General features: G+C 40.0%; 13 protein-coding genes, 2 pseudogenes and 1 CRISPR repeat array. Of the genes and pseudogenes, 7 read left to right on the forward strand and 8 right to left on the reverse strand.

All coding sequences use genetic code 11. The features are described from left to right. Both L5M28_RS22740 and L5M28_RS24240 read left to right on the forward strand, forming a co-directional pair. Positions 1-843 (forward strand): TolC family protein (locus L5M28_RS22740; RefSeq protein ID WP_263204467.1); only part of this gene is annotated, 843 nt, incomplete at its 5' end. A gap of 74 nt (positions 844-917) precedes the next feature. Then, positions 918-998: pseudogene (locus tag L5M28_RS24240) on the forward strand (LysR family transcriptional regulator); the annotation flags it as partial. Positions 999-1,086: 88 nt separating this feature from the next. Here L5M28_RS24240 and L5M28_RS22745 read toward each other — a convergent pair. Continuing rightward, positions 1,087-4,071: a Tn3-like element ISKox2 family transposase gene (locus tag L5M28_RS22745; RefSeq protein ID WP_008126957.1), complete on the reverse strand. Its 2,985-nt coding sequence runs from the start codon at positions 4,069-4,071 to the stop codon at positions 1,087-1,089. Positions 4,072-4,396: 325 nt separating this feature from the next. Then, positions 4,397-4,664: a CRISPR direct-repeat array (repeat unit 28 nt; unit sequence GTGACCTGCCGAATAGGCAGCTGAAAAT). 886 nt (positions 4,665-5,550) lie between these two features. Beyond that, on the reverse strand, positions 5,551-6,690 hold the full coding sequence (locus tag L5M28_RS22750) for a GGDEF domain-containing protein (protein ID WP_166485392.1): 1,140 nt from the start codon (positions 6,688-6,690) through the stop codon (positions 5,551-5,553). 929 nt (positions 6,691-7,619) lie between these two features. On the opposite strand from L5M28_RS22750, the gene L5M28_RS22755 reads away from it, so the two are divergent. Further along, on the forward strand, positions 7,620-8,243 hold the full coding sequence (locus tag L5M28_RS22755; RefSeq protein ID WP_011718584.1) for a TetR/AcrR family transcriptional regulator: 624 nt from the start codon (positions 7,620-7,622) through the stop codon (positions 8,241-8,243). Positions 8,244-8,268: 25 nt separating this feature from the next. Here L5M28_RS22755 and L5M28_RS22760 read toward each other — a convergent pair whose 3' ends face one another. The 5 genes and pseudogenes from L5M28_RS22760 to L5M28_RS22780 form a co-directional block, all read right to left on the reverse strand. Further along, a complete protein-coding gene (locus L5M28_RS22760) occupies positions 8,269-11,298 on the reverse strand; it encodes an efflux RND transporter permease subunit (protein WP_234594914.1) in 3,030 nt (1,009 codons plus the stop codon). Positions 11,299-11,301: 3 nt separating this feature from the next. Next, positions 11,302-12,387, reverse strand: a complete 1,086-nt coding sequence (locus L5M28_RS22765) for an efflux RND transporter periplasmic adaptor subunit (RefSeq protein WP_011718582.1) — start codon at positions 12,385-12,387, stop codon at positions 11,302-11,304. Positions 12,388-13,047: 660 nt separating this feature from the next. Further along, on the reverse strand, positions 13,048-13,362 hold the full coding sequence (locus L5M28_RS22770; RefSeq protein WP_041412840.1) for a helix-turn-helix domain-containing protein: 315 nt from the start codon (positions 13,360-13,362) through the stop codon (positions 13,048-13,050). A 979-nt stretch (positions 13,363-14,341) separates the two neighbouring features. Next, positions 14,342-14,611, reverse strand: a pseudogene (locus tag L5M28_RS22775) (tyrosine-type recombinase/integrase); the annotation flags it as partial. A gap of 378 nt (positions 14,612-14,989) precedes the next feature. Beyond that, complete coding sequence (locus tag L5M28_RS22780; RefSeq protein ID WP_263204468.1) at positions 14,990-15,700, reverse strand: IS30 family transposase; 711 nt, start codon at positions 15,698-15,700, stop codon at positions 14,990-14,992. A 196-nt stretch (positions 15,701-15,896) separates the two neighbouring features. On the opposite strand from L5M28_RS22780, the gene L5M28_RS22785 reads away from it, so the two are divergent. From L5M28_RS22785 to qacK, 4 genes are all read left to right on the forward strand, one after another. Then, positions 15,897-16,517 (forward strand): hypothetical protein, encoded by a 621-nt coding sequence (locus tag L5M28_RS22785; RefSeq protein ID WP_263204469.1) that lies wholly within the window; start codon positions 15,897-15,899, stop codon positions 16,515-16,517. 166 nt (positions 16,518-16,683) lie between these two features. Then, positions 16,684-17,886, forward strand: coding sequence for an IS256-like element ISSod4 family transposase (locus L5M28_RS22790; RefSeq protein ID WP_241163984.1), 1,203 nt, complete (start codon positions 16,684-16,686; stop codon positions 17,884-17,886). Positions 17,887-17,940: 54 nt separating this feature from the next. Then, on the forward strand, positions 17,941-18,354 hold the full coding sequence (locus tag L5M28_RS24245; protein ID WP_263266985.1) for a Pycsar system effector family protein: 414 nt from the start codon (positions 17,941-17,943) through the stop codon (positions 18,352-18,354). A 175-nt stretch (positions 18,355-18,529) separates the two neighbouring features. Beyond that, a complete protein-coding gene (gene qacK / locus L5M28_RS22800) occupies positions 18,530-18,862 on the forward strand; it encodes a quaternary ammonium compound efflux SMR transporter QacK (RefSeq protein WP_034732386.1) in 333 nt (110 codons plus the stop codon). Positions 18,863-19,082: 220 nt separating this feature from the next. Here the strand turns inward: qacK and L5M28_RS22805 are convergent, their stop codons facing one another. After that, positions 19,083-19,661: a recombinase family protein gene (locus L5M28_RS22805; protein WP_086903633.1), complete on the reverse strand. Its 579-nt coding sequence runs from the start codon at positions 19,659-19,661 to the stop codon at positions 19,083-19,085. Positions 19,662-19,687: the final 26 nt, after the last annotated feature.

A 19,687-nucleotide genomic window follows, 5' to 3' on the forward strand; every position in this document is an offset into this window, starting at 1 on the left:
AAAGAGCGACTTCAAGTCGCCGAGCGCCTTGAGCGTCTGACAGAGCAGAAGTTCAAGGCAGGTCAAGCTACGGGCTTTGACATTGAACGCACGCGTTCCGAGGTCATCGCCCTCCGGGTGGAGCAAGAGCAGTTGCGACGCGTACGCGGCGAAGCAACGCATGCCTTGGATGTGCTCGTTGGCCGGATTCCGGGGGCGCTTGGCAGCGGTCCTGCGCTTGCCTCTCTCACCATGCCCGATTGGACTCCCAGAAGCGTGCCAGGCGAATTGCTGCAGCAGCGCCCCGACGTCAGAGCCGCGCAGGCGCGTCTTGCAGCGGCGACGGCGCGATGGAACGCAGCAGAAGGCGAGCGGTTCCCCAAACTTGTGCTCGATTTGAGTGGTGGGCGCCAACGCTTCGAGAACAACGGAACACGTGTGGCAGGGAACATTTTCTCTCTGGGCTTGGGTGTGACGCTTCCGATCTTTGACGGTGGAGCAATACAAGCGGGAATCGACGAGGGCTCAGCACGCAGTCGCGGCGCACAGGCTGACCTGGAACGCACGGTTTTGCTTGCGCTTCAGGATGTGGAGAACGCTTATCTGGGCTGGCAGACCCAGCGGACTTCTCTGCAGCATCAGGTCGATGGTCTTGTCGTCGCTGATCGACTCCTTGACCGCAGTCGACGCCTCTTTGAGGCGGGACAGGTGGATGCGACCGTTGTTGCAGAAGCGGAGCGTGGCACCTTGTCCCAGCGAGCGGCTCTGGTCCGTGCTCGCGCCGACGCAGCCGTGCAATGGGGTGTTCTCGCTAAAGCGCTTTCTGGTTCGCCAGAGCATGTGAATCTGCAATCTTCACCCTGAGTCCTTGAGTTGGAAGAACGCAGCATGGCAGCGAGTTTTAAATACTGAATAGATCGACGATTAGTAGGGGACGCATGGAAATTCGACATCTACGTTGTTTTATGGCGCTCGCCGAGGAACTTCACTTCGCTCGCGCCGCTGCGAAACTGCATATTGGGGTTCTAGGGATTTTCCCCTCTAAAGTAACATAAATCGCCACAACCCTCGCAGTTAATGGCTTGTGGAGCTGGGTTACCTTTCATTTTAGACTTCATTTTCAACAATAGGCCTAGTTATTTCCTGTAAATCAGGTAGTTTGCGGTTACTAGCGAACTGATAAGTGCCGCTCAGATTAATGTTCTGCCATGCAACGGGTGATACTTGTCGAGTTATTGCTGCTTTTTCCTCGTCACCAACTTCTTCAAAGTGCAGTAATAGATGACTTAGGATCATCGAGTTAAAGTAGATAATAGCATTTGCCGTCAAACGGGCACACTCGTTCCAGACGACTATTTCTGATTCGTTTTTTCCACGGAACTGGTCACGATTGACCGATGCAATAGCTCGCCTGAGGAAATGCCAGGCTTCGCCTCGGTTCAGTGCTCGTTGAACATATTGGCGCAGACTTGCATCATCAATATAATCAAGTAAATATTGGGCTTTGATGAGCCTATTATATTCCGTTAATGCTTGTAATATAGGGTGTCTAGATGGATAACCAGATAATTTGCGTACTAGCAATGCCTGTGTTGTGCGTTTTTCTTGAAGGGATAACACAATACGCTGAATATCCTGCCAGCCTTCTTCAATCACATTCATTTTTATCGGCTTTTTCAGCGCCAGATGCGTGTTTCCGTCGTCGCTTTCAGTTACGTTAAATAGGTCATTGATCACACTGGTGAACTGAGCATACCTAGGCGCAAAACTATAACCGCATAAATCCAATAAGGCATAATTAACATGATTAACACCATGGGTGTCGGTTGAGAGGACATCTGGCTTAAGATCACTAGTATTAGATTGTAGTAAGTCGTAAATATAATGGGACTCATGCTCATTAGATCCTATGATACGGGCATTTAACGCACTATGATTGGCAACTAACGTCATGGCCGTAATACCTTTGTTGGTGCCGAAGTATTTCGAGGAGTAGCGAGTTTTAAAAGTCTCAAGGTGAGTTTCAAATTTTTGCCCATCGGTACTGGCGTGCAGGACGTCTTCTTGGATGTGATAGTGGCGGAAAATAGGGAGTGCCGCTACTGCGTTATTGATGATATCACTAGCCTCTTGCAAGGTTTCAGGCCTAATATAATTAGCTTGTATAGTGCTTAGATGCTCATAACTGCGATCAGATATTTGTGCCATCCCATATACGCCGCGATGTGTCGCATTCGCAATTAGAATAGCCAATAAATCATCCTGATTGGCGCCTACTTGTTTTTGTATTGGCAGCACGTGTGCGAAGCATTGCATAAAGTTGGTTTCTTGTTCAACATAACGCAACACATCAGCAATACTGACGGGGATCATTTGTTTAAAGAAAGGGTTGTTGACAAGTGATTGGGAGCCTTTAACTGGCAGTCGCCATCGTGTGCCACTTCGGCTCTTCATGATCACATTGCGGTTATCACCATTATCAATGTGACGAGCAACATCTTCTAGGGATGTTGTTAAGCGTATTTGTTTTACTTGCAGTAGCTTCTGAATCGGCTGCTTTAGCTTTTCCAATGTTGATGATGCCAATAGATCAGGCTGTATTGACGATGCAATTAAGTCGTCTTCTAGCGCACGATATTTAGTGACGTTTGATAAGTAAATTCGACCATTAAGCCGAGAAGCCAGTTGACGGTAAAGCAACCATTCGTATCGCTGTGGATGAACAACATCCTTGTTAATTAACCATGGACGATGTTTTTGTTGGATAAGTGTACTATCCATTGTTTGCAATGTATTACCTGCTAATAGTTCTGTTTTTGTGGTTTTGAGCTGGGTCACTAATGCTTCTGAGCCTTTACCTGCTTGGCATTCAAGACATAGAAACACGGGCCTTAATAACTGCTCAATTAACCCGTTTTGATCATCATAATATTGCCATTGATATTCTTCTACCGTGCGTTTTTGCTTTTTTAAGTACAGGCATAGCGTTTCTATATCTTGGTTATTCATTACACTTAATGCTTGTTGCCTAACCGTTGCAAATGGTTGATTATCGTCGATACTGTCATCAACAAACAGATGCAGTAATTCTGCGGCTTTGGTGACATTGTCTGCAGCTGACCTCCATGAGTCAAACACTGCCTGTTGGGCAAACGCATGCGCAGCTTCTTGTTGTTTACGGATATGATGAATAAACCCATCAGCCAATCGCTCTAGGCTTTGCCGTATGCGTTGAGTCAGAAAACACAGCAACCATAGGTGTTGCTGTGGACGCTTAAAGCGTTTTAGTTTACTGCCATAATAATCCACCATTTCACCGAAGTGTTGTTGGTTTTTAGACGATAAGGCTAAGCCCTTAACAGCATTATCAATCTGTCTTGTATAAGGCTGTAACTGATGATACACCGTCAGTTCTTTTTTTAGCTCTGTCACCATAACGCTTTTTGCACCGGCTCGAAGCTGGCTTAAGGAGAGCCCATCTTTGTCATCGATAATAGTATTTAGAAATCCGTGTAGTTCAGATGAAACATGAATACGAAGCTTATTATTTAACGCCTTCTTGACCTGTTGGATAACACGACTGATAAGCTTTTGTAAGACAGTATATTTAGGGATGGCAATTCTATGCGTTGCTAGATATTCAGCGGCTGCATCGAATAGATAACGAGGCTCAAGCCAAGCTTTGCCGACCATAACAAGATGTTCGTACAGCGGCGCAAAGTGCAGACTTTCGTCCCATTTCTGATAGTTTAATAACCTCAGTATTCTTTGATATATACGGTCACGCTGCATCTTATTAATGCTGAAAGGCCTGATCCCTTTGCCTCCTTGAACTTGCGTTGAAATAAACTGCATATCGTCAAAGATGAGGTTAAAGCTAGGTGAAAGAATCACAGGCTTAGACTTAAAATACCCTAATAACGCAATGAAATAGCATCGGTGGTTCCTTAGGCGAATACTTTTCAACTCTGTTAACTCGATCTCGTTTGGCGTAAAATACAATCGTTGTTGTTCAAGTGATAATAGCGGCGGAGAATATAGATCAAGCTGCTCAGCTTTGGTAAGAATTGATAGTTCGTTTTTTATAGCCATAGGAATTAAATTAAGTTTAAGGGGTTGTTAACCTCATAATTTGCCATACTTTGGAGAAGTAACCCACCTTTGTATGCCTTTAAATATGGTGAGTATGGCGATTTATGTTACTTTAGAGGGGAAAATCCCTAGAACCCCAATTTACAACTAAATGGAACAGTACCGGAGCTATCTCATCTTGTAGATAAAATCTGACCTTTTGGTTTGGTGGTTACTGTAACGTTTTAATTTTAAAGCCAATTATCTGTTTAAGATATTATATGGTTATTTTCTGAATTTTGGCTCTAGTAATTGATTTTATATAGGTTTATTTTATAAGTGTATAGTGACCTGCCGAATAGGCAGCTGAAAATAAACGTGGGCTATGACTGGGAAAAATTCCGCAGTGACCTGCCGAATAGGCAGCTGAAAATGTTTGATTTTAAAGAAGGTCTTGATAAATAGTGTGACCTGCCGAATAGGCAGCTGAAAATAGCGTGGGGTAATCGAGGTGGTCTGCTTCATCGTGACCTGCCGAATAGGCAGCTGAAAATATTTAGGAAAATGGCAAACTCAGCCCCAAACTGTGACCTGCCGAATAGGCAGCTGAAAATCGTGAAAATCGTCATTTACAAGTTGACTTTGAGATACCCGCCGAAAAGGCAGCAAAACCTCTTTCCATTATTATGGGGAGAGGTTTTTTATTTTCAATAAACAAAGTGCCTAGCTCAGTTTTGTCCTAAAGTGAGCTTGTGAATCTGTTCCTCACATACAGATTCACATATAAAGCTCAGCTATCTCGTGTTCGTTGTGTACTGAGATGTTTCTGCTCCCCTAAGTGAAAAGTCAGATGTGAGTCAAAATCTGAATTTTTATGCTGTTTCATGTGCATACGTGAAGACTATCGACATAATCTAACAATTCGCTTCAAAAACAGCTCATAACTGCTCGAAAACACACGTTCTTGTATGTTGCTTAAAATGAAGGACCAGTTACGTGAGTCGCAATGCTGTATTGTTGATTCAATCTTAAGTATATAGGGTTAATTTTTCGATATGTGTGAATTTGTTACTGTAGAACCGAGTCTGGAAAATCAGTGGCGATTCAGTTTGGTTAATAGTAGCAATAGAGAGGTGTAGTGGCTAAGTAAAATCGGCCACTGTTTTATACTCTTACTTTGTCCAATTTGAACTAGTGGGTGAACGATGGGTCAACTTGAGCACTTCCGAACTTTACGATTACAGAATAGCTAACACATAAAATTTGACTATTTATTCACTAATTAGTGCATACGCAGAATAGCAGCTAACTCACTTTCATTGCAGCTAAAACAGCTCAAATATGCGCGTAAACGCTCGATTTCTGCACGTAAATAGATGTTATAATGCAGAAGTGATTGCATGCCTTACAGGTTGAAGTTACGTCAAGTAATACATGTCATATGTGTTATTCAGGAGTTGACAGTCGTTTGGCGAATTGTTGGTAATTCAATGAGATCTTTTATTCACTGTCATATAAAACAGTTCTATTACGTCCGCCTTTTTTAGCCTCGTAAAGAGCTGTATCTGCATGCTGAATTAATTGCTCAGCAATAAACTCATTATTATTTTTAGTAATTTTGTGTTCTTGTAAGGCGGAGATCCCCAAGCTAATTGTCCATATTACTTTCTCTCCTGTTTCACTTATTAAAGATTGGTTCTCAACATGTAACCTGATTCGTTCTCCTAGATTCTTTGCACTACTAATGTTTGTATCGGGGAGAATTATTGCAAATTCTTCTCCACCTAGTCGAGCCACCAGATCTGTTTCCCGGGAGAGGGTTACGCAGAAATTCGCAAGGGAACAAATAACACTATCTCCAGTTGGGTGTCCGTATGTATCATTAATGCGCTTAAAAAAATCTATATCTAGTATAATGAGAGCACAAGCGCTTCCAAATCTAGAGTTTCGATTAACCTCGGATTTAAGCAAACTATCAAAATGTCTTCGATTAGCTACACCTGTTAATGGATCAGTTCTTGACCCCTTTTCTAGAGCCAGTTCAAGGCAATAACGATTGTAATAACTCCAAGAGAAAATTAGCATTACTAACAATGCGGCAAGACTATAAAGAAATGCTATTTGGAAATAAATGTTTTGCAGATCCATATTCGTAGCTGCATCTAACTTGTAATGTATAACAAACAAAAAAGCAGAAAATAGGGCAGTAATTTGGATGTATATTGAAAGTCCAATTAAAATGAAGAATATAAGGAAAGGGTAAATAGCCACGGTAGTAACTGTATAAATAGCCTCTTCACCTAAAATCTCAGCCATTTTTATTGAAAGAAAAGATATGAAGATCACAGTCACAATAATAGTTGCTGTTGCGATTTTAACACTCTTTGCCTTAAATGTTAAAATCGCAGGGATAATCAAAAAAAACATATATAATCTAAGTTCTAGTAGCTCACCATTCAATTCAGGTGTGGTTATATGGTCAAATAAGCCTTCTGCAAATCCTAAGGGTATTAGTAATAACAGTATCGCTGTAGTACAAATACGATAATCAAAATATTTTTTTATCAAATATTTTTCACTTGCCTCAAATTTTATGATTTCAATAAATGTTAATAAAGTTGAATTGTCACTATTTATCATCATAATCCCCTGTTTCTAACCGGTTTATTAACATCATTTAATTTAGCATAGCCAGCTTTAATTTGTGTCTATTTTGATTAAATGACTCTACTTTATTGTTTTAATACATTTTAACGCATTGATTTTATTTGATTAATGGCTTGGTTGCCAAACTATTGGGGATTGCACCAGTTTATTAATCCAGTCGGGTGGAACAAACATTTGATGACACCAGAAAAGTTATATCCTACTGTTTTTAAAGTGAAAAAATATAGTAACCTGAAGTTGAAAGCGACTATTAATCATTATCTCATACTCATACATTTATGTTTGTTGCCCTGGTTTAGTAAGGGTCTTATACCCAGTGTTGGTTCGAATTACTTCAAGCTATACCATTATTAGATAACGAACATCTAATCGGTTAACTCTGTTCTTTCGACATACTGGTCTCTGTGCTTAGTGATGAAAAATGCAATTAGTAGGCGTTTTCTGCACTTACTCATAACTATAGCCTGTTAATGATAAATTCATTAAGTAATATTATAATAAAACTGTGAAGACTCATGTCTTAAAATCAAGGTTGATGCTTAAAATAGCGGTACAGAATAAAATATAGGGTTCATAGTTCTGCAATGCAGCATCAATCTGGCTCCCAATTTTAGAGGGGGTAGACAATTTTTAGAAAAAATACGTTTCAGCGAAGAACAACAATGCTATTTTATGCATACAAAATTCTGTTTTAGGGAAGTATAGCCTATTGATGCTTGCTCTTATAAGTTGTTTTATAACAGTTGGTTATGTGTGGTTTTTGCGGTTAATGTTAGTGCGAAACATGCTGAAATTCAGCTTGCTTTTTTGAGTGTGCTGTAGCTTAACGTAAAAGAGTGTCGTTGAGAAATGTAACTCGCGAAATTAATATTGTAATAAAAACTCTATTTTGATGGATAAGTATGAATACAAAAAAAATAACTAAATCTTCGCGTGGACGTCCAGTTGGTGATCATGATGAAAAAAGAAATGAGTTGCTTTGTACAGCGATTAATTTGCTTGTCACTGATGGTTATGCAGGATTGTCGATGCGTAACCTTGCAAGTAAAGCGCAGGTAACTACAGGTGCTATTACTTACTATTTTTCTAATAAAAGTGAGTTAATGAAAGGAGTTTCGGATGAATTATTTAATAGGTTTTCGCTTTTATTAGCTAAAAATACTGAAATTGATATAAAACAGGCTGTAGAGGAGTGGATTAACTGGACTTATAGTGATGGTGGTGAAATATGGAAAGCTTTTTTACAAGTGCAATTCTATGCTGCCGAAGATAAAACTTTTATTGATTATGCCCAAAAAAGGTATGACATTTTCATTTCCCAACTAAAACATTTTATAGAGAGTGGACAAAAGTCAAAACAAATTAGAAATGACATCCCTGCAGAAATACTAGCCGAACAGTTAAGTGCTATGGGAGATGGCATGATGATAATGCAATCTATTTATCCAGAAAGGTTGTCGATAGAAAAAATTGCTCAATTTAAAAAAGGTATACTTAGCCTCATTAGTCCACAACTTGCCGTGTGACTAATGTCACACGGCAAGTGTTGTGCTAAGGATTTTCAGCTTTAAATATTAGTGCATATACTATTGGTAATACGATCATTGTTAGAGCGGTAGCAAACATTAAACCAGAAATTATGGTAACTGCCATTGAAACAAAAAATGCATCAAAAATAAGCGGAATCATACCTAATGCAGTAGTAAGAGCCGCCATCGCAACTGGACGTAGCCTGCTTACTCCGGAATCTAATATGGAGTTTATAAGTGATTTACCTTGACTTTGTTCTAGATTAATTTCATCAACAAGAACAATAGCATTCTTTATAAGCATGCCAATGAGGCTTAAAAATCCTAGTAATGCCATAAATCCAAATGGTTGATTAGTTGCTAGCATACCTGCTGTTACACCGATTAAAGCCAGAGGTACACATAACCAAATAACTAATGTTTGTTTTAACGAGTTAAAGATTACTATAGTTATTAATATCATCGATAAGATGAATATCGGGATACTCGAGGCTAGTCCCTTCTCCGCTTTACTTGAGTCTTCATATTCTCCCCCCCATTCCAAAGTGTATCCTGGTGGTATTTTAATAGCTTCTACTTGTGGTTTTAATGTCGCCAACAATTCTGAAGCTGTGCCGGTAACCGGATCAGCAAAAATTGTGATAGTTCGTTCCCTATTTCTTCTAAGAATTAAACCATCTTCAAACTTTGTTTCAAAACTTTGAACAACTTGTCTTAGGGGGATCATTTTTTGTGCATTGGGACTCCAAATTTGCACATTCTCTATATTTGTAATATCTGAACGTTCATTTTCATTAGCTCGTATAATAATTGGCAGTAGTAAATCATTTTCTCTATATACTCCGGTAGTTACTCCTTCAAATGATTCCTTAATGGCTTCTGCAACCATTCCTCTATTAATTCCATTTATATTTGCTTGTTCTTCAGCAAGAACAGCCTCTATGTAAAGCTGTTTGTTTCGCCAGTCAGTTCTGACTCCTTTGGTATTGCTTTCTTTAGAGAATACTTCAAGAACTTTATCAGATGTTTCTCTTAGAATATCCGTATCAGGTCCACTGATCCTTGCTTGGATTTTACCAGCTGTACCAGTCCCTAACTCAAAAGGTGAGGCATAAACAAGAGCATCAGGATACTTTTGTAAAAGCTCGACTTCAATTTTAGGTATTAGTGTTTTGATTACCGTGTAATCGTCTACATCTACTAAAAATTGCGCATAGCTGCTATTGGATTGCTGAGGCTGGTAGGTAAGTAGAAATCGCAATGCACCTTCACCAATGGTTGTAGTAACGTGCTCAACATTTGCTAGATTTCCTAAGTAATTTTCAACTGATTCAGCATGTTTCTGGGTTTCTTCTATGTGTGTTCCTTGTGGCAACCAGAAATCAACCATAAATTGTGCCCTAGTTGAGCTGGGGAAAAAGTTCTGCTGAACAAACGAGAACCCCCATAATGACAGAGCAAAAATGCCAATAATTGATGCTGAACTTAAGTATCTATGTCGGATACTAGATGCTAATAAGCCTCTGTATTTTGTATAAAATGTTCCTTGATATGGTGAGGTCTTATCAGTACTTTTAGGCGCTTTTAAGTACATTACACATAGAAGTGGGGTAATAGTTACTGCTGTTACCCAGCTCAATAACAGAGATACCATTACAACCTGGAATAATGAGCGACAATACTCACCAGTAGCATCATTTGAGGTGCCAATAGCTGCAAAAGCTAGGATTGCAATTAATGTCGCTCCTAGTAAAGGCCAAGCTGATTGATTTACAACTCTAGGTGCCGCACTTTCTGCACTTTCGCCTTTTTGCATTCTTATCAAAATGCCATCGACCACAACAATCGCATTATCAACTAACATACCCAGTGCAATAATTAATGCGCCAAGAGAAATGCGTTCTAATGCTACTCCCATGGGGGCAAGGAATATGAACGATCCTGCGATGGTTAAAATTAATACAAATCCTATAAGAAGGCCACTTCTCAAACCCATAAAGAAAAGTAAAACCACTATAACAATAATAACAGCTTCAGCTAAGCTTGATGTAAAACCGGAAATGGCCTCTTTAACACCTTCAGATTGTAATGAAACATAGCCAAACTCTATTCCTGCAGGTCGTTGGCTTTCTAATTCAGATAGTTTTGCTAAAACAGCTTCACCCATATCAACAGTATTTCCACCTGATACTGTTGATATTCCCAAGCCGATTCCGGCCTTACCATCAAAGTTAATTAACTGTGTACTTGGGGAAACATAGCCTCTGCTAACTTTAGCTATGTCGCTTAGGTAAAACTGTTTTGTATCGTGAGTAATAAGTAACTTTTCGAAATCGCTAACTTTTGTGAAACCACCTGTTGTGGAAACGGCGATGCTAGAACTTCCGACATGTGCTCTGCCAGCATCAACTACCACCCCCTTACCGTTCAATTGAGCGGCTACTATTTCTGGTGATATACCTAACTGAGCCATGCGAGAGCGATTAAACTCAATATAAATTGCTTCGCTCTTTTCGCCGAAAGTTGTTATTTTCCCTACGCCATTTACTAAAAGTAATTGTTGCTGCAGATCGTTTACGTATGTTTTTAATTCCTTAAAACTGTATCCATCGCCGCTAACTACCATAAAAATGCTATAGACATCACCATAATCATCGATCACTAAAGATGGACCAGCACCTGGTGGTAAATAGTATTTTACATCATCTATTTTTTGCCTTAGCTTATTCCATACTTGTGGCAAAGTTTCCTTATTATATTGTTCTTTTATTGTTACTGTAATAGTTGATAAGCCTCGTTCGGATTTTGATGTTACCTTATCTAGCTCACCCAATTGTTGAACAGTTTTTTCGAGCAACTCAGTTACTTCTTGCTCAACTTCTAATGCTGAAGCTCCATTGTAGGGAGTAATTATTAATGCATCTTTTATCGTGAATTCGGGATCTTCTAATCGGCTCATCCCATTAAAAATGTATAAGCCAGCAATAAGCATAACTACAGTCAAAACAAGCGTAACTATCCTATTATTGATAGCAACTGATGCAATACTCATAATTTAATCCTTCATTGGATAAACAGGATAGCCGTCATAAAGGCTATGAACACCGGATACAGCAATCACATCACCAACTTTTAAACCGGAAAGAACGTTGACAGTTTGCTCAGTGATATTTCCGATGGTTATACTTTTTTTGGTAACTTGTCCATTTATGGGGTCATATAGCCATACAAATGCCGAATTATCACTATTTCCCACAATTGCATCTAATGGGATTGAAAGAATGTTTGTTGACTCATTAGATGACAAATAAATAGCATGCCCTGTCATGCCTGAGCTGATAGGCGTTTTGTCTGGTACTGAAAAAGCTACTTTTACTTTATAAGTTCTGGTTGCGGCGTCTGCTTGGCCGGAGAATTCAGTTATTTTGCCCTCGAACCTTTTATCGGGAAATGCTGTTAGGGTAACAAATAACTGATTATCAAGCTTTATGTCAGCCGCGGAGTTGACTCTTTCTCCTTGCGCCCAATCCGATTCTGGAACGCTTACAACCATTTCATACGCAGATTCGCTATGCAACTGCATAATAGGTTGCTTAGCATGTACTGTTGCAAAGAGGTCTATTTCTCTTGTAACTACGCGTCCTGCAAATGGAGCTATTAGTTTGGTTTCTGTTAAAGCTTTATCTGCTTGATTAAAGGCAGCTTGTGCAACTTCAAGATTTCTTTTCGCTTGCTGGAATGCTTGAGGGGTAACAGCATCTGCTTTTAACGCCTTTTCATACCTTTGAAAATCAGACTTAGCAACAATTAAATCAGACTTTGCACTGTCAAGTTGTGCTTGATAATCACGATCATCAATTTCAGCTAATACTGTGTCTTGTTTGACAAAATCACCTTCTTTTACATGCAATTTAATTACTTTACCAGGTACTTCGAAAGCCAAAACGGCTTCTTTAACCGATGACACGCTACCTGGATATCGATACGTTGATGTACTAGGGGTCTGCTCCACTTGCAAGAGTTTAACAGGCCTTGAAACTGTCTCTTTGGTATCTATTTGGGATTGCTCACACCCAACTAGAAGTAAAACTGCTCCGAAAATGAGAAAAGTAACCTTATGATTTTTTTCAAAAATGCTCATTGAGTCCTCCGATTGAAGTGCAGAAGTAACGAAGCCTACCTGTCTAAACTTATAGGCATAGCTCGTCATTTGAGCAATTCTAATACAAAAAAACATTTAACAAAACACTTGTTATGAAAAATGTGAATATCTAAGAGGGAACCAATTTTTTATGCTTAAGATTTTCAGTGAAGATGAAGAATCTAGAAGAGATCATCTATCTGCCGCTTTTGAATGCACGAGGGATGTGCTCTGAGCATAAGTGTGTCAGAGTGGTGGTTAATTGAGTTGCTAGCCAGGCAGTAACGATTCAAGTGATAGTGACATAATAAGTCTTGCTATCAAGTAAGAAGTGCATAACTTTACTTATAATAATTCTGATTCTACAAGCTCAAAGTAGTTAAGTGACTAGTAATTCGAAGGTGCGTTATAACTATATCTTAACTATTTAAATTAATTTATACTTGTAAATAATGGAAGATATATAATTTTATACTCAATATATAACATAGGCAGATTTTAGCATTATTGCTTCAAGATAATGTTTAAAAATCTCGAATACAGCACTTTGATACAAAAAATGTGTATCATATAGTAGAATTTTTAATTATCAAAGTTCTATTTATTGATTAAGTTTGTAAACTGCCTTTATACATTACTATTTCATTGGGAGTTTGTATTTTAATTATTCTGCGTTAGATTCTTAATTAACTCTCTGACTATTTGTTTTTGTTCTGGCTCTAGCAAACTGTAATCATTTAAAATACTAGTATCTTTAATATAGTTCTCAAAGGCGCTGTCGTAGGTTATACTTAACTCTTTAATAATGACATTAAGTATTTGTATATCCAAATTTTCAACACTTCTATTTTCAATTTCCCAAAGTAATGCTTTACTTAAACCTATTTTTTCTGCAAGGTTATCCAATGATAATCCTTTGCTTAATCTAGCAATTCTCAATTTATTGCCGATGTCAACATTTGTATTGATTTTCATAATAGCTCAGAATTCAGATAATCACTGCTGCACTCTAATTGAGTGTGTAGATACAGGCATCTTCTCAAAAGTGGTACACGTGAATCTTGCTTAAGTAAACTGGAAGTAAAAATAGCTCCAAAAACGAGAAAAGTAACCTTATGAAATTTTCTAAAATGCTCATTGAGTCCCCCGATCAATGTATAGAAGTTGCGAAGTCTGCCTGTCGAAATCTTTAGACAGTGGTCGCCATTTGCACAATTCTAATACAAAAAATTTTTTTACAAAACACTTGTTATGTAATTTTTAAACTATAAGGCTGAATTTTACGGTTGTGCTTAAAGTTTTCAGTGAAGAAAAAGGAACTGGGTGTAGTGAATGAGTGAAACTGGTCATCAGTTTGTAGGCAATTTATGTGATTTGGAGTAGATGAGGTTATCCGAGATGTCAGAGTAACTAGAACTTCGTAGCACGCTTCTATCCCATTGTAAGTTTGCAAAGGTTTATATGGATATTCGTAGTAAAATTACACTTATCACTTGAGTTATTTTTGGATTTCTTATTTGTCAGACTATGGGTTTATTTTATGTCAATGTATGGGTATATGATTTAGCTAAGTCATTGTTCTTAGATACTCTGCTGTGTCATGGTTTGGTTTCAGCGACACAAAAATCGTCTCTGGCATCATCACCCGCCCATCAAGCCCGAATGAACCAGATTTTTTGACAGGGGCACTTGTTGAATGTGATCTCCAAATTCAGGACTTAGATGGCACACAAATAACTATAGTACCTGCGCCGCAAGGAGGATGGACTCATGACAGCCTTGAAGGGGTCCGCTTGGAAAACGGAAAATATCCTACGTTAAGGCCGTTTCTTAAGCAGACATGACAGGCAGCTCTGAGCGAAAAGCAGAGATTCAGCACCTCAACACAATCCGCATGCGAATGACCGCTTTTACCGCAAAACCGGACATGAAGCCCGGTTTATTTAAAACGAAATTATCGGTCTATAGGGCTAATTGTCCCTGATGAATGTTGACCGATGACATGTGTATATATTTGAGTTGTCTTCAAATCCGTATGCCCTAACAGCTCTTGAACTGTACGAATGTCTGTTCCCGCTTTTAAAAGCTGCGTTGCGAAAGAGTGCCTGAATGTGTGTGCGGTAACGTGTTTCTGAACACATGACCGTATAACAGCGCTCCTTAATTTCTTTGTTAGGGACGTCCAATGCAAGTGATGGCGGCAAACATATCCATCCACTGGATGCTTTGTTGATTATCGAGTGTGTTACTGAGACTTCTCAGTAACACCTGATGATAAGGAGGCTAAACCAAGATAAGACATTGATATTAATAATATTACCCCGTTTTGGGGTGGAGACATTACTGAGAAGTCTCAGTAATGTCGTAAATTAAATGTAAATTAAGTCCTTAACTAGCTTCTTAAGTTATTGATCTTCAGTAAACTCATAGGTATAAATTTGTTTTGCCTTTCGGATGTTACTGAGAGGTCTACATAATAACTGTTATGGCTATTGAGGAAGTTTTGTGTCGTTAGTAGATTTTTTGAGAGAGCTAGATGAAGAGGTTCAAGCTGTAAACTCATCTGATCCCGAATTCAACTCCGAAGTGCGACACTCGACAATTAAGCAGCTAACTGGTGAAACACCACCGCAGGCTGCTTAAACTTCAAACACTTTTTGGGTCGATAGTTAATTCTATTCTGAGCAAATTCGATTAATTCATTACTCACTAGCCTCAAATCAACCCCTTTTTTGACGTACTGCCGCAGTAATCCATTGGCGTTTTCATTCGCACCACGTTCACAAGAACGATAAGGGTGCGCAAAATACACCTGCGCGCCAAATCGCTCTCGGCTATCAACAATGGCTGGTCTGTCGTCAATGGATACGGCGTTTTTTATGGTAGGAGCTTGCTCTACTTTACCGCGTCGATAACGCTTATGTCCTTGACGTAAATGACGATAAAGTTTACCGCCACGGCGTTTATCGCGAGCAATATAGCGATAAATCCACTCATGACTGACAGGCTCCTTCACCAAACGCAACACTTGCGAGATTTGCTCAGGGCTCCAATCCAATTGCAGCAAAAGGACGATGCTCTCTATTCGCTGTGAGGGTATCGCATATTTACTCGACTGACGCCTCATTGTGACAGCCTGCTTGTGTGCAATATCAGGCTGATAGCGTGATTGCCCTTGGCATCGTTTAACTTCCCTATAGACACTAGAGCGATGACAATCAATGCATTTAGCTATGTGTGCTATCGAAAAGCCCTGTTCTAACAGCACGGAAATCTGGTATCGTCTTGCTTCGGTCAACTGTTGATAATTCATGGTGATACTCTTTTACTTTGGCGAGATAAAGCGTACCACTTTTCAGCAGTTGGCTTCTTCTACACCTCGATTAGAGTGTCGCAGTTATTATCTGAATTCTGGTCTAGCTAAGATTTATTCCAGTTTCGTAAGAACAATGCTTGCATGTGCTCGTTATTACGGAGGTCACGTTAGGAATATTATTGGCGACAGGGTAATGGTTGTATTTGATAAGCAAGACTGCTTTACAAAAGCTGTAGATACAGCAATTCTGATGAATAGCGTTTGTAAGCACATTCTGAATAATAGAATTAAATCATTTGAGTTTAGTGCTGGAATAGGCATTGATTACGGCAAGATGCTCATAACTAAGTCTGGTGCCATTAGGCAAGGTGACGAAAAGGAGTTTTACCGCAGCCTAGTATGGCTTGGAAAACCAGCCAATACAGCGTCACGACTTACAGAACTCGCAAATAAAACTGAAAACTATTCAATTCCTGCAATTCATCAAGGTAATTATTATCCAAATTTAAAGGACTGGCATTGGCAATCTAAGCCCTATGAACAGTTTATTGATGACCTTGAAGAAACAAGTTCAAGAATGCTAAGGCATAAAAATGAATATTTTTATACCTTCTTTAAAACCACTATCTCGTATAGTGAATCTTATAGTCCAATATTAATGACTAAAGCTGTTTATGATGGTTATAAGTCAGCTAATCCAAATGCGGATTCCATAAAGAATGGGTGGTTCTCAAAGAAATCCATTAACGTAAGGGATTATAGTGGTGATATTTACGGTGGTGATGTGATTAAAACTGCGGTGGAATATATTTAGCTATGAACAAAGAAAGAATAGGCGTGCTTGAAAGTACATTAAAACAAACGGTTGATTGGCTAAAGTTCGCAGAAGCCAAAAATGGAGCTTTAGTCGCCGTTGGGTGTGCGGTAGTGTTCATAATTCTGTGTCATTTCAGTAAAATATTCAAAAACAGGAATGACACATGACCCAACCTTTTAACTTCGAACAAGCCCTTAAAGATCTGCAATCAGGTAAAAGCCTCACAGGTAAAGACAGCATTCTTGGCCCACTGATCAAGCAACTCACTGAAGCGGCTCTCCAGGCTGAGCTTGAGCAGCATTTAGCACATGATCCTCAGCCTAATCGTAAAAATGGCAAAACCCCTAAGACCATTAAGCATCCGTCCGGTAACTTTGAGTTAGACGCTCCTAGAGACCGCAATGGCACCTTTGAGCCTCAGTTGATTAAGAAAAATCAAACTACACTAACCGATGAAATCGAACGTAAAGTGTTATCGATGTTCAGTATAGGTATGAGCTATCGCGATATTAATCAACATGTTGAAGATATGTATGGGCTCAATGTGTCTAACGCAACAGTCAGTGCTATCACTGACAAACTCATCCCCGAACTTAAAGCGTGGCAACAGCGCCCATTAGATAGCCATTATCCTATCGTTTGGCTTGATGCGATACATTATAAAGTCAAAGAGGATGGGCGTTACGTCAGTAAAGCCGTTTACACATTGTTAGCGCTTAATATGAAAGGAAAAAAGGAAATTTTAGGGCTTCACTTATCCGAAAATGAAGGCGCTAATTACTGGCTATCCGTACTGACCGATCTTCATAATCGTGGTGTAAAAGATATTCTTATCGCCTGTGTTGACGGCTTGACCGGTTTCCCAGAGGCCATAGCCAGTATCTTCCCTCATACGGAAACACAGCTATGCGTTATCCACCAGATCCGCAACTCAATGAAGTATGTCGCCTCAAAAAATCAGAAAGCGTTTATGGCTGATTTAAAGCCTGTGTATCGAGCCGTGAGTAAAGAAGCCGCAGAGATGGCATTGGACGAACTGGAGGCCAAATGGGGTGATGCTTATCCGTTGGTAATCAACTCTTGGCGTCGCAAATGGCATAATTTGTCCCATTATTTTAAGTACCCAGAACATATCAGGAAAGTGATTTACACGACCAATGCGGTTGAGGCTGTGCATCGCCAATTTAGAAAGCTCACCAAAACCAAAGGTGCATTTCCTAATGAAAATAGCTTGTTGAAGCTACTTTACGCAGGCATATTAAACGCCTCAGATAAATGGACCATGCCAATCCACAATTGGAGCCTTTGTTTATCACAGTTAGCGATTTATTTTGAAGGACGTTTAGATAGCGTGCTAGAAATTTAAAAATTAGCCTGACACAGAATTTTGAACGCCCTCGGGTGTGCAGCAATTTTTGGAGTGCTTAGGCTTTATCCATCCTTCTCAATAGAAAGTGTCTTAGCTACATTGTATTTAGCGTCATTCACCATATTTGTTGCTGCTGCGATAGTTATATCACTTACTTCTTTTATACCAAGGGTAGTCCCACCTTTTTGGATAAAAATGCCAAATAAAGAAGAAGGAGATAACCCCCTGTTTTTTGGCCATGCTTGCAAGTACAGCAAAAGAACATACCTTGAGTTATTTAATCGATATAGTGAGCTGGACTCGCATAAAGAATGCAAATTAGAATTGGCTTTTTGTGATCAAATTGTAAATAACTCTAAGATATCGTTTATTAAGTACCGGGTGTTTAGTGCTGCTGTATTTTTGTTCTTAGCAGGCGTGCTGACCCCTCTAGGAGCGCTTGTTTTGTATTGGGTGCGAGAATGAGCCATAACAAAGCGCTGCTACGGAAAATTTACTCGCGGGCGCTCCTAAATTTCCGCAAAGCGCAGCGTTAGATGTAATTAACCGGAAAGTTGCGCACGAATAATTTTTTTCTTCAAGACTGCAATTTTAAGAGAAAAAGACATATACTCCCTTCGAATCATATTGGAGGCGGATCATGAAAAGCTGGTTATTTCTTACTATTTCGATTCTTGGAGAGGTAGTTGCAACATCTGCATTAAAGTCCAGTGAAGGTTTTACGAAGCTCGTACCATCTTTCATCGTAATTGTTGGCTATGGAATTGCATTTTATTTCCTTTCATTGGTCTTGAAGTCTATTCCTGTAGGGGTGGCCTATGCAGTTTGGTCTGGCCTTGGCGTAGTATTAGTCACTGCTGTTGCATGGGGGCTTTACGGGCAAAAGATTGATGCATGGGGTTTCGTGGGTATTAGTTTAATAGTTTGCGGTGTATTGGTTTTAAATTTGCTTTCTAAGGCAAGCGTTCATTAAGTGGCACTGGCATCTAACAATCGGCAGCAGGCGGACAGCCTACACTACGCGGTTTTGTGTTACTCGCTGCGCTCAAACATTAACACAAAACCGCTCCGTTACGGCTGCCGCTGTGCCGGGCGTTCTGCTAACACCTAAAAGCGGACTTTACAGCCTTAAAGTTGGAATGTCTGCAATTGGCACTGAGCAGACTGTCAACGCTGGAATCTTGGGTCTGGGATTATTGCTTACCTGCCTTTACCCGAAGAATTGTTTGCCGGGTGGTATTAAACTCCCGGGCAATGGCGCTGATACTGACCCCGGTGTTAATGCGTTCAATCACAGAAAGTTGCTGTTCTTCATTCAGTGTGGAAGGACGGCCAAACCGCTTTCCTGCCGCTTTTGCCCTCGCAATACCTGAATGTGTGCGCTCAAGCAACAGATCCCGCTCAAATTCCGCCACCGCTGAAATAACCTGCATAGTCATTCTCCCGGCAGCACTTGTCAGATCAACACCTCCGAGCGCAAGGCAGTGAACTCGAATATCTGACGCAGCCAGTTGCTCAACTGTTTTTCTTATATCCATGGCATTACGCCCAAGACGGTCCAGCTTGGTGACAATCAGCACGTCGCCATTTTCCATGCGATCAAGCAGTCGGGTGAAGCCTGGTCGTTCACCGGCGGCAACCGAACCGCTGATATGTTCTTCAATCAGTCGCTGGGGCCGGACGGTAAAACCGGCAGCCTCGATTTCTCTGCTCTGATTTTCGGTGGTCTGATCCAGGGTAGAGACCCGGCAGTAAGCAAAAACACGTGACATAGTGATATTTTATGTACGAAATGGAT

Origin of the sequence: Shewanella sp. SW32 (genome assembly GCF_025653365.1) — a bacterium.
Classification (GTDB): domain Bacteria; phylum Pseudomonadota; class Gammaproteobacteria; order Enterobacterales; family Shewanellaceae; genus Shewanella; species Shewanella oncorhynchi.

Excerpts from the sequence above, each read along its gene's own strand:
- L5M28_RS22785 (WP_263204469.1), top strand. The coding sequence starts at position 15,897 with ATGGTTGTATTTGATAAGCAAGACTGCTTTACAAAAGCTGTAGATACA.
- L5M28_RS22770 (WP_041412840.1), bottom strand. The coding sequence starts at position 13,362 with ATGAAAATCAATACAAATGTTGACATCGGCAATAAATTGAGAATTGCT.
- L5M28_RS22765 (WP_011718582.1), bottom strand. The coding sequence starts at position 12,387 with ATGAGCATTTTTGAAAAAAATCATAAGGTTACTTTTCTCATTTTCGGA.
- L5M28_RS22790 (WP_241163984.1), top strand. The coding sequence starts at position 16,684 with ATGACCCAACCTTTTAACTTCGAACAAGCCCTTAAAGATCTGCAATCA.
- L5M28_RS22755 (WP_011718584.1), top strand. The coding sequence starts at position 7,620 with ATGAATACAAAAAAAATAACTAAATCTTCGCGTGGACGTCCAGTTGGT.
- L5M28_RS22780 (WP_263204468.1), bottom strand. The coding sequence starts at position 15,700 with ATGAATTATCAACAGTTGACCGAAGCAAGACGATACCAGATTTCCGTG.
- L5M28_RS22760 (WP_234594914.1), bottom strand. The coding sequence starts at position 11,298 with ATGAGTATTGCATCAGTTGCTATCAATAATAGGATAGTTACGCTTGTT.
- L5M28_RS22805 (WP_086903633.1), bottom strand. The coding sequence starts at position 19,661 with ATGTCACGTGTTTTTGCTTACTGCCGGGTCTCTACCCTGGATCAGACC.
- L5M28_RS22745 (WP_008126957.1), bottom strand. The coding sequence starts at position 4,071 with ATGGCTATAAAAAACGAACTATCAATTCTTACCAAAGCTGAGCAGCTT.
- qacK (WP_034732386.1), top strand. The coding sequence starts at position 18,530 with ATGAAAAGCTGGTTATTTCTTACTATTTCGATTCTTGGAGAGGTAGTT.
- L5M28_RS22750 (WP_166485392.1), bottom strand. The coding sequence starts at position 6,690 with ATGATAAATAGTGACAATTCAACTTTATTAACATTTATTGAAATCATA.